Origin of the sequence: Streptomyces sp. NBC_00259 (assembly GCF_036181745.1) — a bacterium.
In the GTDB taxonomy this organism is placed as follows: Bacteria; Actinomycetota; Actinomycetes; order Streptomycetales; family Streptomycetaceae; genus Streptomyces; species Streptomyces pratisoli.
Genome location: NZ_CP108080.1, coordinates 4,744,902 through 4,761,529 on the forward strand (window position 1 = coordinate 4,744,902; position 16,628 = coordinate 4,761,529).

12 protein-coding genes, 1 pseudogene and 1 riboswitch are annotated in these 16,628 nt (G+C 71.3%); of the genes and pseudogenes, 6 read left to right on the forward strand and 7 right to left on the reverse strand.

The annotated features are described in order from the left end of the window. The first annotated feature begins 50 nt into the window (after positions 1 to 50). The 3 genes from OG766_RS21605 (at position 51) to OG766_RS21615 (ending at position 3,255) form a co-directional block, all read left to right on the forward strand. The gene (locus OG766_RS21605; protein ID WP_266381753.1) at positions 51 to 1,325 is read left to right on the forward strand and encodes an ATP-binding protein; all 1,275 of its coding nucleotides are present in this window, start codon (positions 51 to 53) and stop codon (positions 1,323 to 1,325) included. Further along, positions 1,322 to 2,020, forward strand: coding sequence for a LuxR C-terminal-related transcriptional regulator (locus OG766_RS21610; RefSeq protein ID WP_266381756.1), 699 nt, complete (start codon positions 1,322 to 1,324; stop codon positions 2,018 to 2,020). The genes OG766_RS21605 and OG766_RS21610 overlap by 4 nt, the downstream gene beginning before the upstream one ends. Positions 2,021 to 2,112: 92 nt before the next feature. Beyond that, positions 2,113 to 3,255 (forward strand): alpha/beta hydrolase, encoded by a 1,143-nt coding sequence (locus tag OG766_RS21615; RefSeq protein ID WP_266381758.1) that lies wholly within the window; start codon positions 2,113 to 2,115, stop codon positions 3,253 to 3,255. A 99-nt stretch (positions 3,256 to 3,354) separates the two neighbouring features. Here OG766_RS21615 and OG766_RS21620 read toward each other — a convergent pair whose 3' ends face one another. Continuing rightward, the gene (locus OG766_RS21620) at positions 3,355 to 4,128 is read right to left on the reverse strand and encodes a GNAT family N-acetyltransferase (RefSeq protein ID WP_443045517.1); all 774 of its coding nucleotides are present in this window, start codon (positions 4,126 to 4,128) and stop codon (positions 3,355 to 3,357) included. Between the two features lie 12 nt (positions 4,129 to 4,140). Continuing rightward, the gene (locus tag OG766_RS21625) at positions 4,141 to 5,202 is read right to left on the reverse strand and encodes a C40 family peptidase (protein WP_328725998.1); all 1,062 of its coding nucleotides are present in this window, start codon (positions 5,200 to 5,202) and stop codon (positions 4,141 to 4,143) included. Between the two features lie 253 nt (positions 5,203 to 5,455). Between OG766_RS21625 and OG766_RS21630 the strand changes: the two genes are divergently transcribed. Beyond that, the gene (locus OG766_RS21630) at positions 5,456 to 5,809 is read left to right on the forward strand and encodes a hypothetical protein (RefSeq protein ID WP_328725999.1); all 354 of its coding nucleotides are present in this window, start codon (positions 5,456 to 5,458) and stop codon (positions 5,807 to 5,809) included. 93 nt (positions 5,810 to 5,902) lie between these two features. On the opposite strand, the pseudogene OG766_RS21635 reads toward OG766_RS21630, so the two are convergent. After that, positions 5,903 to 7,190 (reverse strand): annotated as a pseudogene (locus OG766_RS21635) (MFS transporter). Between the two features lie 171 nt (positions 7,191 to 7,361). Then, the gene (locus OG766_RS21640; RefSeq protein WP_266381764.1) at positions 7,362 to 8,534 is read right to left on the reverse strand and encodes a C40 family peptidase; all 1,173 of its coding nucleotides are present in this window, start codon (positions 8,532 to 8,534) and stop codon (positions 7,362 to 7,364) included. Continuing rightward, a riboswitch (cyclic di-AMP (ydaO/yuaA leader) is annotated at positions 8,533 to 8,701 on the reverse strand. Its footprint overlaps the gene before it by 2 nt. A gap of 208 nt (positions 8,702 to 8,909) precedes the next feature. On the opposite strand from OG766_RS21640, the gene pcrA reads away from it, so the two are divergent. Then, a complete protein-coding gene (gene pcrA / locus OG766_RS21645) occupies positions 8,910 to 11,357 on the forward strand; it encodes a DNA helicase PcrA (protein WP_266381767.1) in 2,448 nt (815 codons plus the stop codon). Positions 11,358 to 11,569: 212 nt separating this feature from the next. Here the strand turns inward: pcrA and OG766_RS21650 are convergent, their stop codons facing one another. Together OG766_RS21650 and OG766_RS21655 are read right to left on the reverse strand one after the other, a co-directional pair. Next, positions 11,570 to 13,141, reverse strand: coding sequence for a M23 family metallopeptidase (locus tag OG766_RS21650; protein ID WP_266381769.1), 1,572 nt, complete (start codon positions 13,139 to 13,141; stop codon positions 11,570 to 11,572). 210 nt (positions 13,142 to 13,351) lie between these two features. Beyond that, positions 13,352 to 14,194: an esterase/lipase family protein gene (locus OG766_RS21655; protein ID WP_266381771.1), complete on the reverse strand. Its 843-nt coding sequence runs from the start codon at positions 14,192 to 14,194 to the stop codon at positions 13,352 to 13,354. 320 nt (positions 14,195 to 14,514) lie between these two features. Between OG766_RS21655 and OG766_RS21660 the strand changes: the two genes are divergently transcribed. After that, the gene (locus tag OG766_RS21660) at positions 14,515 to 14,928 is read left to right on the forward strand and encodes a cobalamin B12-binding domain-containing protein (RefSeq protein WP_266381773.1); all 414 of its coding nucleotides are present in this window, start codon (positions 14,515 to 14,517) and stop codon (positions 14,926 to 14,928) included. A 69-nt stretch (positions 14,929 to 14,997) separates the two neighbouring features. On the opposite strand, the gene OG766_RS21665 is transcribed toward OG766_RS21660, so the two are convergent. Continuing rightward, positions 14,998 to 16,617, reverse strand: coding sequence for a DUF5691 domain-containing protein (locus OG766_RS21665; protein ID WP_328726000.1), 1,620 nt, complete (start codon positions 16,615 to 16,617; stop codon positions 14,998 to 15,000). Between the last annotated feature and the right edge of the window lie 11 nt (positions 16,618 to 16,628).

The window sequence follows — 16,628 nt, forward strand, 5'->3', positions numbered from 1 at the left end:
CAGGGACGGCCCTGATGCCCGGGCCCGTACGCGCGTGTGACCATCGGGGCATGCCAGTCGCCGCCGCCCGTCCGACCGAGACCGAGGAGCCCGCCGTCCGCAGGCTGTACCGCAGCGCGGACGGACGGTGGCTGGGCGGTGTCGCGCGAGGGCTCGCCGGGCATCTCGGACTGCCGGTGATCTGGGTCCGGCTGGTGTTCCTCGCGCTGTTCATGGCCGACGGTCTCGGCGCGCTGCTGTACGCGGTCTTCTGGATCGTCGTACCGCTCGGTGTAGGGGGCAGGCCCGCCGAGCCGAAGCCGGTCTTCGAGACGGCCCCCGACGGCAGACGGCGACTGCGCAAGCCCGACAAGGGGCAGCTGTTCGCGCTGATCGCGCTGCTGATCGGCGCGGTCGTCTTCGGCGCCAACGTCGAACTGGGCGGCCCCGTCAGCCGCTATCTCTGGCCGGTGCTGCTGACCGGCGCCGGTCTCGTGCTGGTGTGGCGGCAGGCGGACAACGCCCGCCGCGCCCAGTGGGCCGGGGACGGCCGCCGCCGCAGACTGCTGCAGCTCGCGCGCGGACTCGCCGGTGTCGCCCTGGTCGGCATGGGCCTGACCGTCTTCGTGGTCGTCCGCGGCTCGGCCGCCCAGCTCGGCAACGTGCTGACGGCCGCACTCGCCGTGATCGTCGGCATCGGCCTCCTCGCCGGCCCCTGGCTGGTGCGGATGACCCAGGACCTCTCGGAGGAGCGCCTGATGCGCATCCGCGCCCAGGAGCGCGCCGAGGTCGCCGCCCACGTCCACGACTCGGTGCTGCACACCCTCACCCTGATCCAGCGGAACGCGGACGACGCGGGCGAGGTGCGCAGGCTCGCCCGCGCCCAGGAGCGCGAGCTGCGCAACTGGCTGTACCGGCCGGAGGGCACCGGCAAGGAGGAGGACGAGGAGCCGTCCACGCTCGCCGACGCGGTCAAGAAGGCCGCGGCGGAGGTCGAGGACAAGCACGGCGTCCCGCTGGAGGTCGTGGTCGTCGGCGACTGCCCGCTCGACGAGCGCCTGACCGCGCAGCTCCAGGCCGCGCGCGAAGCAATGGTCAACGCCGCGAAGTACGGTGGCGAGGGTGGGCCCGTTCAGGTGTACGCGGAGGTCGAGGGCCGTACGGTGTTCGTCTCCGTACGGGACCGGGGGCCCGGTTTCGACCCGGACGCGGTTCCGGAGGACCGGATGGGCGTACGAGAATCGATCATCGGCCGTATGCAGCGCAACGGTGGCACGGCGCGCCTGCGGTCGGTGCCCGGAGGGGGCACCGAAGTGGAGCTCGAGATGGAGAGGGCGGACGGATGACCGAGCAGACCGACGGAACGCCGGGGGCGTCGGAGCGTCGCGTACGGGTCGTGCTCGTCGACGACCACCGGATGTTCCGGGCCGGAGTGCAGGCCGAGATCGGCAGGACCGAGGAGACGGGTGTCGAGGTCGTCGGCGAGGCCGCCGACGTGGACCAGGCGGTCACCGTGATCACGGCGACGCGGCCCGAGGTGGTGCTCCTCGACGTGCACCTGCCGGGCGGCGGCGGGGTCGAGGTGTTGCGCCGCTGCGCGGGCCTGGTGGGCGCGGCCGAGCGCCCGGTCCGCTTCCTGGCGCTGTCCGTCTCGGACGCCGCCGAGGACGTCATCGGGGTGATCCGCGGCGGGGCCCGCGGCTACGTCACGAAGACCATCACCGGCACCGACCTGGTCGACTCGATCTTCCGGGTCCAGGACGGCGACGCGGTGTTCTCACCCCGGCTGGCCGGGTTCGTCCTCGACGCCTTCGCGTCGACGGACGCCCCGCCGGTGGACGAGGACCTGGACCGGCTCACCCAGCGCGAGCGGGAGGTGCTGCGGCTGATCGCGCGCGGGTACGCGTACAAGGAGATCGCGAAGCAGCTCTTCATCTCCGTGAAGACGGTGGAGTCGCATGTGTCGGCGGTGCTGCGGAAGCTGCAGCTGTCGAACCGGCACGAGCTGACGCGATGGGCGACGGCGCGCCGGCTGGTGTGAGCGCCGGGTGCGCGTATGTACGCGCATGTGTGAGGAAACCGGCATAGGGCCATGGCAACCGGGACGGGGCCTGTTCCCTCTAACCGTCCGTGATGAGCCTGACCGGAACTCCCTTCTTCGTGACCGCGATCGTGCTGGCCGTGGTCGCGGTGCTGCTGCCGCTCGCCCTGTGGAGCAGGGTGCGCGGCCCCGCCGTGGTGCGCGGCGTCACGCGGCTGCTGATGGTCGGCTTCGCGCAGGCGACCGCGCTCGTCGTGGTCTTCGTCGCCGTGAACAACAGCAACGGTCTGTACGACAGCTGGGACGACCTGCTCGGCACGGGTGACCATGTCACGGCCGCGACGGACCTCGGCAAGGACGGCATGGGCGGCGTGCGCCTCGCCGATCTGCCGAGGTCCAGGTCGGTCTTCAAGCCCGCGACGGACCCGGTCCTCGGCGAGGGCGTGCGGGTCACGAACCTCTCCGGGCAGGTGTCGGGGGTCGAGGGCGAGGTGTACGTCTGGCTGCCTCCGCAGTACGACGAGCCGGCGTACCGGAACACCAAGTTCCCCGTCGTCGAGCTGCTGCCCGGCTACCCGGGCTCCGCCAAGGCCTGGTTCGGCACCCTCAAGGTGCAGGAGCAGCTGCGGCCGATGATGGAGAGCGGCGAGATCGCGCCGTTCATCCTGGTCGCCCCGCGCACGACGCTGCTGGGGCGCGTCGACACGGGCTGCGCCAACATCCCGGGCCGCATCAACGCGGACACCTGGCTCAGCGTCGACGTCCGCAAGATGGTGACGGACACCTTCCGCGCCACCCAGCGTCCCGAGGGCTGGGCCGTCGCCGGCTACTCGGCGGGCGGCCACTGCGCGGCGAAGCTCGCCGTCGCCCACCCCGACCGCTACCGCGCCGGGGTGAGCCTGTCCGGCTACAACGACCCGGCCGCGGAGAAGGCCTCCCTCGCCGCCCTGGACGAGGAACTCCGGCGCGCCAACGACCCGCTCCACCTCCTGCGGTCCGCCCCGACCCCTCCGCGCACGTCCCTGTTCGTCTCCGGCGCCCGCGGCGACGGGTTCGAGTCCGGCCTCGCCCTGCGTGCCGCCGCCAAGCCCCCGACACTCGTCGACGTCGTCGAGATCGGCGGCGCCCACGACACCGGCGAGTGGAAGCGCCAGGTCCCCGACGTCTTCTTCTGGCTGACCCGCCACCTCGCGTACGAGCGCGGTACGACCCCGTCGGCATCGGCGGGGCACTGACGGGGGCGGCTGCGGAGGCGGTCGGACCGGCCTCGGTGGCCCCGGGCGGAGCGGCCCGGGCCGAAACGGACCCGAATCGGGGCCGGTCGGTCGCAGTCGTCAGTTCAGGGTGAAGTCCGCCTTCTCCGCGACCCGGTGGTAGCCGATGCCGGCGTAGATGCGCTCGACGGCGGCGTCACCCGGCTCCAGCCAGACCGTGCCGATGCCGCGGCCGAAGGCGGTGGCGGTGAGGAAGGCGGAGACCGCGGCGCCGATGCCGCGGCGGCGGAAGGCGGCTGCCACGCCCAGACCGGCGAGCTCGCTGAGGCCATCGGTCGGGACGGAGCAGCCGCCCGCGCCGACGGGGGTGCCGTCGTCCACCGTGGCGAGGGCCGTGACACCGCCGCCCCCGGACGCCTCCTTCAGCCAGCGGACCGAGCCCGCCGAGGGTTCGCCCGTCCCGCCGTACGCGAGGTGCTGGACGCCGGCCGCGGCCGCGTACTCGGCATCCGTGGACGGTTCGGTGACGGTGATACCGGCGGCCGGCTCCGGCGCCCGGAGGCCGTCGGGCGTACAGGCCAGCAGCGGGGCGCGGTTGCTGACCGTGAACCCGGCCGCCAGCAGCGCCTCTTCGGCCCCCGGCGCGGTGGACGGCAGGAACTCCAGCCGCGGCACCCTGCCGAGCTCCCGGAACAGCGCGACGAGCGCCTCGATGTCCGCCGTCGACGGAGCCGCGTCCGGGTCGGGAATGGCGTAATTGGCGGGCGGGATGTCCCAGTCGGGGTTGTACCGCACCGTGAACGGGCCGATCCGCCGGTGGTGCGGCGAACTCCGTGCCAGTGTGCGCGTGGAGTTCTGGATGGCCCGGCCCATGTCCTGATCGATCGTGTCCATGGGGCCGGGATGCTACGCGACCCGGGTCGCCCCCGCATACGGCATTTGGTCGATCGGCGCGATCCGCACCGGAGCACCCGCCCGCGGGGCGTGGATCATCCGGCCGCCGCCGATGTAGAGGCCCACATGGGAGACACCGGAGTAGAAGAAGACCAGGTCCCCGGGGGCGAGTTGGGACCGGGGCACCCTTTGGCCCGCGTTGATCTGGGTGTACGTGGTGCGGGGGAGGGAGACGCCCGCGGAGCGCCACGCGGCCTGCGTCAGACCCGAGCAGTCGAACGCGGACGGCCCGGTCGCGCCCCATACGTACGGCTTCCCCAGCGCCCCGTACGCGTAGGCGACGGCCTGTGCGGCACGGGCGTTGGGGGCGGCGACCGGGGCCGGCGTGCCGGGGGCGGTGCGGGCGGTGTCGCGGTCCGCGCGGCCCGTCGGCGTACCGTCCTGGGCCGTGTACGCGGCGCGCTGATCGGCGGTGAGCCGTGCCAGCAGCGCCTCGGCCGCGGCGAGCTTCTTCCGTATCGTCGAACGGTGGTGCGCCAGTTCGGCCCGCCGCTCCTCCAGTTCGGCCAGCCGCTCGCCCGCCTCCCTGCGCACCTGGGAGATCTCCCGCATCTGCCGTTGCACCCCGGCGATCGCCGTGGCCTGCCGTTCCCCGACTCGTTCGGTCAGCTCCGCGCCCGCCAGATACCGCACGGGGTCGGAGGTGAGCGCGAGCTGCACGGCCGGATCGAGGCCGCGGGACCGGTACTGCGCGGTGGCGAAGGAACCGAGGGCGTTACGGGAGGCGTTGAGACGCTCGGTGCGCCGAGCCGCCTCGTCGCGGAGCGCGTTGGCCGCGGTCCGCGCCGCGTCGGCCTTCTCCTTCGCTCCGTTGTACTTCTCGGTCGCGGCCTCCGCCTCCTCGTAGAGCCGGTCGGCCTTGGCCTTCACCTCGTCCGGGGTGAGCAGGGGCTCTGCGTGCCCGGAGCCCTCGAAGGCGGTGGCGGCCGTCGCACCGGCGAGCGCGAGGGTGGCGGAGAAGCGGGCGGCTGAGCCGGGAAGCGTGCGCTGCCTCGGTTTGCGGTGCGCTGCCACGAGGGCCGGTCCTTCCGTCGGAGTCCGCCGGTGCGGGTACCGGCGGCGGACCGCACAGGGGGAGCGGTCCACCGCCGGGTCTTTCGGCGGGGGCGACCGACTGCCGCCCGGGTACGGGACGGTGGATGGGAGCCGGTCACCTGGTGGAGGACGCTAGACCGCCGGGTTACGGCGAAGTGGCGCCATGACCGTTATTGGCGCCAGAAGGACCGCCGGGGTTCGCTTTGGGACCGTACGGCTAGGCTCCGGTGCCATGGACGTACTCATCAATGTCTTCGTCGCCCTGCACATCATCGGTATCGCGTCGCTGCTCGGCGGCTTTCTGACCCAGATGAAGGCCATGGGCGAGGGGACGACCCGCTTCACCCCGGCGATGCTGCACGGTGCGCTGACCATGCTGGTGACGGGCGTGGCGCTGGTGGGGCTCAACCAGGCGGACGACCAGCCGGTGAACAACCTCAAGATCGGCATCAAGCTGGCCGTGCTCGTCGTGATCCTGGCACTCGTCTATGTGAAGCGGGACGAGGAGAAGGTGGACAAGGGCATGTTCGCCGCGGTGGGCGGACTGACGCTGGCGAACATCTTCATCGCGACGCTGTGGACGTGACGTGACGGCGCGCAGGTCGACGATCATCGGCGGACCGGTGGAGATCGCCGGGAATGTGCTTCGAGCCGGCTGATGAAGGCCACCGCGAGCTGATCAGCCCTTGCCTTCCCCGGCAGCTGCTTCTGCGCCGTGACGTGTCAGATCAGCTGTCGAGGGAACGAGTTCGTCGTCGGTGCGGGCCCTGCGGGTGGGAGAAACGGCCAGCGCGAGTGCCTGGACGACTGCTCCGGACAGTCCGATCCACAGGGCGAAGCGATAACCGACCTGGTCGGCGAGTACGCCGCCAAGTGGTGCGCCCACCGCTACCATTCCCCAGTTCATCGAGCGGATCGTCGCGTTCATCCGCCCGCGCAGCCGGTCGGGTGTCACCGCCTGCCGGTAGCTCATCTCCACCGGGCTTTCGATGCCGATGGCCAGGGACACGATGAAGAAGCCGAGCGAAACGGAGACGAGCGCCCACGGTCCCCGCTCGGCCAGGACCAGGGGCAGCCAGCCGAAGGCGGCGACCAAGCGGAAGGCGATCAGAGTGGCGCCGACGTCCAGCCTTCCGGCCACGCGCCCGGAGAGCGCACCGCCGAGGACCGCGCCGACACCCGCGCAGGCATAGGTGCCCCCCAGACCGAATTCCCCGATCCTGAGATCGTGCAGGGCGAAGACCAGGAAGACCGTGCTCACCATGCTGTTGAAAAGCAGCATCGCGTGCGAGGTCAGGGCCATGGACGCGCCAGCGTGCGATGCCGGTAGACCCAGGCCACCCCCTCACGCAACTCGCTGCCCAGGCTGCGCCGTGCGCGATCGGGGACGGGGTCGGGCGCCTTCAGCGAGGAGAGGAGCAGGCCGGACATCAGATAGGTGAAGGCGTCCACCAGCACGGCGAGCGGCGCTCCACGATTTTGATCAGGACCCCGGCGATCAGCGGGCCTGTCGAGCCGGCCACCGCGCCGGCCTGTTCCACCCGGGCGTAGCCTGCGTTGAGCAGTTCTTTTGGGACCAGCTGGGGCACATACGACTGGTTCGCCGCCTCGAACAGCAACGACAGCACCCCGAACGCGAAGACGAACATGCACAGTGCAGGGATGCTGAGCCGACCCAGCGCACAGAGCACGGGTATCGCACCGAGCAGGACCGCCCTTGCGAGGTCCGTGACGACCATCATCAGCTTGCGCCGGCAGCGGTCCACCACGACCCCGGCCATGAGACCGAAGAGCAGATACGGAACCCAGCGGGCGGCGTTGACGATGCCGACCTCCGTGGCGGATGCGCTCAGGGCCACGGCGGCGAGGATCTGCAGGGCCAGCCCGGTGACCTGAGAACCGAAGGCAGACACAGCCGAGGCGGTCCAGAAGCGTACGTACCCAGGAACGTCCACCAGGCGCGGCATGACCGGACCGTACCAGGAAGATCACCGATGGACGATGTCGGACCAGGTCACCCAACGACGGCATCCACCCGCGAGAGCGGACTTCTCATCGCCCTGTCCAACCGGACAAGCCGCGGACAGAACGATGAGAAACGGCCAACTCACATGCGGACCTGCAACCGCGTCCACCGGCTACGCGGGGCGGATGCTCCCGTAGATCGGCATGTAGTAGATCGACTCCTCGCGGACGTTCGCACCCGGCTTCGGGGCGTGGATCATCTTGCCGTCGCCGATGTAGATGCCGACGTGGCTGATGTCGTCGTAGAAGAAGACCAGGTCCCCGGGGAGCAGGTCCGCCGTCGCCACGCTCTGTCCGGCCTTCACCTGGTCCCAGGTGGTACGGGGCAGATCGACGCCCGCGGCCTTCCAGGCGGCCTGGGTGAGCCCGGAGCAGTCGAAGGAGCTCGGGCCGGTCGCGCCCCAGACGTACGGCTTGCCGATCTGGGCGCGCGCGAAGGACAGGACCTTCTCGGCCTTGGCGGCGTACGCGCCGCCGGCGGTGCCGGTGCCCGTGCCGGTGCCGGATCCCGTGTCCGAGCCCGCGCCCGTACCGGAACCGCTCTGCTCCTGCTGCTCACGCTCCTGGCGCTGCCGCTCGGCCTCGGCCTCCGCTTCCGCCTTGGCTCTCGCCTCGGCCTTGCGACGGGCCTCTTCCTCGCGCTTGCGCTCCAGTTCCGCGAGCCGCGCCTTCTCCTCGGCGGTCAGCTGCGAGAGCAGCTCACGCGCCTCGGCGAGCTTCGTCTGGACGGTCTGCTTGCTGGTGCGCAGCGACTGCTGCGAGGCCGTCAGCGACTCCAGGCTCTTGGTGGCCTGCGCTCGCTGCTTCGCCGCCGCGGCCTGTTCGGCCTCGAACTCGGTGATGGTGCTGCGCTGCTGCTCGGTCAGCCGGTCCATGAGCTGTGACTGCTCGAAGTAGGCCTGCGGGCTGTCGGCGAAGAGCAGCGCGGCGGTCGGGGTGACCGCGCCGGTGCGGTACTGCGCGGCCGCGTAGCTGCCGAGAGCGCGGCGGGACTCGTTGAGGGAGTCCGTGCGCTTGGCGACGTCGTCGAGGATCCGGTCCACCGTGCGGCGCTGCTTCGCGGTGGACTCCTTGGCCCTGTTGTACTCCTGGGTCGCGGAACCCGCCTGCCGGTAGAGGTCGTCGACCTTCTTCTGGACCTCGTCGATGCTGGGCTTCGGGTCGGCTGTCGCGCTCTGTGCCGAGAGGAGCGAGACGCTCGCTATGGCGGCCGTCGTCAACCCGACGGCGGGGGAGTTGGTGCGTGTACGGCTGCGCGGCTTGCGGTGCGACGCCAAGGCCGGCATCTCCTTCCGTGGACCGCCTACCGGGTTAGCTGTCGGGTTCGGACGGAACGGAAGGCTGTCCTACGGGCCGAGAGAAACGCGGCCCGATTCACCCCAGTTATGCACAAATGGTGGGTCCCCGGTTCCGAACTCCCGCGAGGGAAGCACGGATTCGGCGTGGCGACCCGGTTGGCGTGGTTCGCCGATGGGGGTACGGGCTGCCTGGGCGAGCACGCTAGCCAAAGTGTGGTGCTGCTGTGAAGGCGGATGTTCGATATGCCCGATACATTTTCGTTACCTTAGCGCTGTGTGCTCCGATGTGACCGTGTGTGTTCGTGGCGAGTGTGGTGAAGGCGGCGGCGGGCTGTCAGTGGAGCGGCCTAGACTCGTAGAGCGATGAGCAGCCTCTTTGACGACAGCTTCCTGGCGGACCTCCAGCGCACCTCGGCCTCGGAGGGGCCCCCGCCCCCCGAGCACGACGAGCACGCGCCCCACGAGGAGGTCCCGCACGACCTCTTCGAGGGCACGTTCGACGTGCCTCCGTCCGGGGGCGCGTACTACAGAGACGGCGCTCCGCGCCCCGTCGTGGACCCGGCTGCGCTGCTCGAAGGGCTGAACGAGCAGCAGCGCGCCGCCGTCGTGCACACGGGCTCGCCGCTGCTCATCGTGGCCGGCGCGGGCTCCGGCAAGACCCGGGTGCTGACCCACCGGATCGCCCATCTGCTGGCGACCCGCAATGTCCACCCCGGCCAGATACTGGCGATCACGTTCACGAACAAGGCCGCGGGCGAGATGAAGGAGCGCGTCGAGCATCTCGTCGGCCCGCGCGCCAACGCCATGTGGGTCTCCACCTTCCACAGCGCCTGCGTGCGCATCCTGCGCCGCGAGAGCAAGAAGCTCGGCTTCACGTCGTCGTTCTCGATCTACGACGCCGCCGACTCCAAGCGGCTCATGGCCCTGGTCTGCCGTGATCTCGACCTGGACCCGAAGAAGTTCCCGCCGAAGTCCTTCAGCGCCAAGGTCTCGAACCTGAAGAACGAGCTGATCGACGAGGAGACCTTCGCCGACCAGGCCGCCGACGGTTTCGAGAAGTCGCTCGCCGAGGCCTACCGGATGTACCAGTCGCGGCTGCGCGAGGCCAACGCGCTGGACTTCGACGACATCATCATGACCACGGTCCATCTGCTCCAGGCGTTCCCGGACGTCGCCGAGCACTACCGGCGCCGCTTCCGCCACGTCCTGGTCGACGAGTACCAGGACACCAACCACGCCCAGTACACGCTGGTGCGCGAGCTGGTGGGGGAGGGGTACGAGGACCTGGCCCCGGCCGAGCTGTGCGTCGTCGGCGACGCCGACCAGTCGATCTACGCCTTCCGCGGCGCCACGATCCGCAACATCCTCCAGTTCGAGGAGGACTACCCGGACGCGACCACGATCCTGCTCGAGCAGAACTACCGCTCGACCCAGACCATCCTCTCCGCCGCCAACGCCGTCATCGAGCGCAACGAGAGCCGCCGTCCCAAGAACCTGTGGACGAATGCCGGTGCCGGAGCGCAGATCGCCGGCTATGTCGCGGACACCGAGCACGACGAGGCGCAGTTCGTCGCCGACGAGATCGACCGGCTGACGGACGCGGGCGAGGCCAAGGCCGGCGATGTCGCCGTCTTCTACCGGACGAACGCCCAGTCCCGTGTCTTCGAAGAGATCTTCATCCGCGTCGGCCTGCCCTACAAGGTCGTCGGCGGCGTGCGCTTCTACGAGCGCAAGGAGGTCCGGGACGTCCTGGCGTATCTGCGGGTCCTCGCCAACCCCGAGGACAACGTCCCGCTGCGCCGCATCCTCAACGTCCCGAAACGCGGCATCGGTGATCGCGCGGAGGCGATGATCGACGCGCTGGCGCTCAGGGAGAAGATCACGTTCCCGCAGGCGCTGCGCCGCGTGGACGAGGCGTACGGCATGGCGGCCCGCTCCGCCAACGCCGTGAAGCGCTTCAACACGCTGATGGAGGAGCTGCGCACGATCGTCGAATCGGGTGCGGGCCCCGCCGTCGTGCTGGAAGCCGTGCTGGAGCGGACCGGCTATCTGGCCGAGCTGCAGGCGTCGACCGACCCGCAGGACGAGACGCGCATCGAGAACCTGCAGGAGCTCGCGGCGGTGGCCCTCGAGTTCGAGCAGGAGCGCGGGGCGGAGGAAGGCGCAGGCACGCTCGCCGAGTTCCTGGAGCAGGTCGCCCTCGTCGCCGACTCCGACCAGATCCCCGACGAGGACGAGGAGGGGACGGGCGTCATCACGCTGATGACGCTGCACACGGCCAAGGGCCTGGAGTTCCCCGTGGTGTTCCTCACCGGCATGGAGGACGGCGTCTTCCCGCACATGCGGGCGCTCGGCCAGACCAAGGAGCTGGAGGAGGAGCGTCGGCTGGCGTATGTGGGCATCACCCGCGCCCGCGAGCGGCTCTATCTGACGCGGTCCTCGATGCGGAGCGCCTGGGGTCAGCCGGCGTACAACCCGCCGTCGCGGTTCCTGGAGGAGATCCCGGACGCGCACATGCAGTGGAAGCGGACGGGCCCGATGGCTGCGCCCGCAGGGCCGACGTCCGGCATCACTTCCTCGCTGTCGTCGTCCCGCGCACGCTCCGGGCCCTCGGGCTTCGCGACGCGGCGCGCGACGGACAAGCCGGTGATCGCGCTGGCGGTCGGCGACCGGGTCACGCACGACCAGTTCGGGCTGGGGACCGTCATGGCGGTGACGGGCACGGGCGGGGACGCCCAGGCGACGATCGACTTCGGGGACGAGAAGCCGAAGCGGCTGCTGCTGCGGTACGCGCCGGTGGAGAAGCTCTGAGGCCGTGAGGCCGTGAGCCCTGAGCCCTGAGGCCGTGAGGCCGTGAGGCTGCGAAGTCGTGAGGTCCTGAGGCCGTGAAGTCGTGAAGCCGTAGGGAGTGTGAGGCGCTCGGCCGTCCTGGGCCGGGCGCCGGACGAAGGGCGCCGGACGACGGCAGGCGAGCGGACGGCAGGCAGGGTCCTGCCCGGGCGGCTGATCCGGGTGCCGCAGGACTACGTGGGGTTGAGACCGTGGCTGCGCAGCCACGACAGCGGATCGATCGCCGACCCGCCACCCGGCCGGACCTCGAAGTGCAGGTGCGGACCGGTGGAGTTGCCCGAGTTGCCCGAGTATGCGATGGTCTCGCCGGCCTTGACCGTACCCGAACGGATCTTGGTGCTGCTCAGGTGGCAGTACCAGGTCTCCGTCCCGTCCGCGGCGGTGACGATGGCCATGTTGCCGTACGCGCTGTTCCACTGGGTGCGTACCGTGCCGTCGGTCGCGGCCAGCACCGGCGTTCCGTAGGAGACCGGGAAGTCGATGCCGGTGTGCATGGACATCCAGTTGACGCCGGCCTGGCCGTAGTACGCGCTGAGCCCGTGCTCGGCGACCGGCAGGGCGAACTTGGGGCGCAACGCCTCGCGGCGTGCGGCCTCTTCCTCGCGCTTCTTGCGCTCGGCCGCCTGGCGCGCCTTGAGGTCGATACGTTCCTGGGTGCGGCTGGCGCGGTCGCCGAAGTCGCGGGCGTCGGCGCTGAGCGCGGCGAGCTGGGTGTCGAGCTTGCTGTTCGCGGCGACGGGCTTCACGGACGCCGGATCGGCGGCGGTGACCGCGGTGTTGTCGTCCTTCGTCTCCTCGCTGCCGGTCAGTCCGCTGACCGAGGCCGCCGCCACACCGGCAACGCCCATCACGCAGACGGAAGGCACCGCGACGGTCAGGAGTGCGGAACGCTTGGCGGGAGTACGGCGGCGGCCGCCGCGGCCGCCGGACCGGCGCACGGGGCGGGCGGAGGCGGCGGAGCGGGTGACGGCGGGCGTGACGTCCGTGTCGGTGTCCGTGTCGGCGGCCGGCTCGTCGTCGTACGCGGACTCCGCCGTTCCCGTCTCGGACCCGGGGTCGGCTTCCTGCTCGTACTCGTACTCGTACTCCACCGCATGTTCAGGCTCGGTGTCGGTGTCGAGCGGTGCGTCGAGGGGCACTTCGAGCGGGGCGTCGTACTCGGCCGTGGGCGAGAACTGTTCCGGGACGAAGGCCTCGCCGAGATCCTGGTGCTCTTCGTACGCCGCATACTCGGTGTGTTCGGAGTGCACCGTGTGCTCGGTGTACTGCGGATAGGCGGTGGCCGTCGCGTCCGCGCCCGTGTTCCAGGCGGTGGCGTCGTAGGCGCCCGTCTCGTACGACGTGGCCGCGCCGTAGCCCGGCGCCGTCCACTGGCCGGTCGTGTCGTAGGCGAAGGTCGCCGCGGCGGTCTCGAACTGCTCCGTGGCGAACTGCCCCGACTGGTTCCAGGCGTTGGCGTCCCACTGGCCGGTGGTGTCGTACTGCGTCGCGTCGTACTGCGCCGCGTCGAGCGGTGTCGCGTCGTACTGCTGCGGGTACGCCTGCTGGTGTGTCTGCGCGCCGTAGGCGTCGTAACCGGCCGCGGCACCCGTGTTCCACTGCGTGGCGTCGTACTGTCCGCTGTGTCCGTCGTGCCCGACATGTCCCGTCTCGTAACTGCCCGGCATGGCGCCGAAGAGCGGGTCGGTGTCGAAGCTGCCGGTGGCGTACGCGTCGTACCCGGCGTGGGGGTGCTGGTCGTTCACCAACTTCTCTCTCGCCTCGGCAGCAGGACCAGGGTCTGGGGTCACCCCGCGGCGGGGGTCCCAGGGGCAACGCAGTGGCGCGACTGTACCCGGCGGTATGCGACGCCGACAATCTTCGGCAGGTTTTGGGTCAGCGGGAAACGGGCATTCGGCCGTGTTTCGGCGAACTGCGGGCAGAGCTTTGGCTTTACGTTCGACTGTTGTTCGACCTCAGGCCACCGAGGCCGCGCCGGAGGACTCGGCTTCCGCACCCGACGACTCGAGCTCCTCGCGGATGCTCGTGGCGACGGTGGGATGGACCGGGAGCGCGAGATGGCCGATGCCGCTCACGCGGACGTTCCGCACGATCAGGTCGGGGTGCTCCAGGCGGGCCGTCTCGAGCGGAACCATCAACTGGTCGAGGTCGCTCCAGAAGCTGACGAACCTGGTCCGGCAGCCCGGCGCGGGCTGCCGCAACTCCTCGATCACGGCGGAACCCGGACGCATCTGGCGCACGATGGGGTGAGCGCTCGCGAGCGGGGCGACGCCGGTGCCCGAATGGGGCGTGCCGAGGGTGACGAGCGTGCGGACGCGGCGGTCACCGCCGAGGCGCTGGACGTAGTACCTCGCGATGAGGCCGCCGAGGCTGTGTCCGACGATGTCGACCCGCTGGTGGCCGGTCCGGACGCAGATCTCCTCGACATGGCGGCCCAGCAACTCGGCGGCCGCCCGGATGTCACAGGTCAGCGGTGAGTAGTTGAGCGACTCCACATGGCGCCCGCCGGGCCGGGTGAGGGTACGGCGCAGCAGGACGAAGACGGAGCGGTTGTCGACGAAGCCGTGGAGGAGAACGGCGGGCGGGCCCGGCGGTCCCTGGGCGGGCAGTACGGAGGCGCCGTCCCCTGACGCCGCGTCGGGGGCCCGCTCGGGCGTGCGGCGCCCCGGGGCGTGGCGCTCGGGAGCGATGCCCGATGGGTAGAGGAGCAGATGCCCGGCGAGAATGGCCAGCTCCAGGGCCGTGGCCCGCAGCAAGGCGATCGACATTCGTATCCGCAAGAGCGGCAGGAACCCCATGGCCGACCTCCCGAACGGCGCACGGGTGGGCGGCTCCGTCCCCCGTATGCCCTCATGGGGCTGCCGACGGGTCGCGCCCTCGTACCGTCGCGCCGCGCGGCCGGCGGCACGGTGGTACGACGACCGAATGGCGGCTCCCCTGGCGATCGTCCCGGCTGCGGGTGTGCGGCTCCGAATGCGGGTACGACGCGTAGCGAACATGTCCCACGTGTGATTTCCCCCTCGCTGTCCACCGCGAAACGGCCGGTTGCGGGATGCTGTAGATAACGTTCGTTCACCTCAGGTGCCAATGGCGGCACAGGCGGTATGTGGAGGCAGTGATGGGTGTGACCGGTCCGATCCGCGTGGTGGTGGCCAAGCCGGGTCTCGACGGCCACGATCGCGGCGCGAAGGTGATCGCACGGGCTCTGCGGGACGCCGGTATGGAGGTCATCTACACCGGGCTCCACCAGACCCCCGAGCAGATCGTGGACACCGCGATCCAGGAGGACGCCGACGCGATCGGCCTCTCCATCCTGTCCGGCGCGCACAACACGCTCTTCGTGAAGGTGATCGAGCTGTTGAAGGAGCGCGACGCGGAGGACATCAAGGTCTTCGGCGGCGGCATCATTCCGGAGGCGGACATCCCGCCGCTGAAGGAGAAGGGCGTCGCGGAGATCTTCACCCCGGGCGCGACGACGACATCGATCGTCGACTGGGTCAACGCGAACGTGCGGCAAGCGGCCGACGCGTAGCGCCCCCGGCGAACGGCGGTACGGGAGGCGGTACGGACGGCACAGGGCGCGCCGGTACCGCACCCGGGGCTAGAGGGTGTCGCCCTGGGGCGTGAGTTCCGTGTGCATCGTGGCGCGGAAGCGCAGCGTGGAGACGAGGCGCTGGAAGGCCTCGGACCAGTAGCCGCCCGCGCCGGGCGATGCGCCCTCCGGTTCGTCGGGCGTGGCCGTGAGGAGGTCGAGGCGGCTCGCCTCCGCCGGATCGAGGCAGCGCTCCGCGAGGCCCATGACACCGCTGAAACTCCACGGGTAGCTCCCCGCGTCCCGCGCGATGTCGAGCGCGTCGACGACCGCGCGGCCGAGCGGCTCCGCCCACGGCACCGCGCAGACGCCGAGCAGCTGGAACGCCTCCGACAGCCCGTGCGCCGATATGAACGCGGCCACCCACGCCGCCCGTTCCTCCGCGGGCAGCGTCGCCAGGAGCTTCGCCCGCTCGGCGAGCGAGGACGTACCGGGGCCGGTCGCCGGTGGCTCGGACGGCGCGCCCAGGAGGGCGCGGGCCCAGTCCGGGTCGCGCTGACGCACCGCCGCCCGGCACCACGCCGCGTGCAGCTCACCGCCCCAGTCGTCGGCGACGGGCAGGGCGACGATCTCCTCGGGCGTCCGGCCGCCGAGCCGCTCCGTCCAGGCCGGAAGCGGCGCGGCCTCGACCAACTGGCCCAGCCACCACGAGCGTTCGCCCCGGCCGGAAGGCGCCGTCGGAACGACTCCGTCCCGCTGCATCTCCGCGTCGCATGCGTGCGGAGCCTCGACCGCGATCCCCGCCGCGCGCTTCGTGCGGTCCAGGCCGACACAGTCGGCGGCCCGGGCCGCCATCCGCCCGGCGAGCGCGGAGTGCGGCAGCGCGGACAGCAGCTCGGCCGCGGTCGCCCGGACATTGCGGCTGCGGTCGGCCAACGCCTGCTCCAGGAAGGGCTCGTCCGCGTCGGACAGCCCGGTGCGCAGGGAATCCAGGAACATCAGCCGGTCCTCCGCGCGCTCGGTCGCCCATGTCCGTGCCAGCAGGGCCGATGCCGCCGCCGGATCGTGGGCACGCAGGGAGCCGAGGAGCGCGACCCGCTCGGCGAACAGGCCCTCCTCCCACAGCTGCCGGACGGCCTCCGTGTCGGCGGGGCCCGGGAGCGCGGTGCCGGCCGACGTCCCGCGCAGGGCGAACTTCCAGTCCGCGTTGAGCCGGGCGAGCCAGATGCCGCGCGGTCCGGCGAAGCGCAGCGCCAGGGGCCGCAGATCGGTGCGTGCACGGGCCGCGTCGAGCAGGGCGGGCAGCGTGGACGACGGCGCCCGGTAGCCGTGCTCGTTGGCGGCGGTGAGCCACTGCGGCAGCAGCTCCGTCAGGTCCGGTGCGGTGCCGCGGCGGCCACCCGAGCTGGGCGCGGCCCGGTCGGCCAGCAGCAGCGCCAGCCGCCGCCGGGCCGCTTCGGGCAGCACCCGGCGGGTGTCGGGCGGCGCCGGCTCGGGCCTCGGCCGGGCCGTGGCGGGCCGCAGTCCGGCCCGTCGCCGCACCGTGTGCAGCGCGGCCGCGTCCAGCAGCGCGACGGGTGCCTCCCGGTCCGGGGCCAGGACGTCGGCCGGTGGTGTGCGCCGGTCGGTGCCGAGAAGGGCGGAGGTGACGAGCTCTTCCCAGGCGGTGGTGCCGGTGGTGCTGGACATCGCGTCCTCCG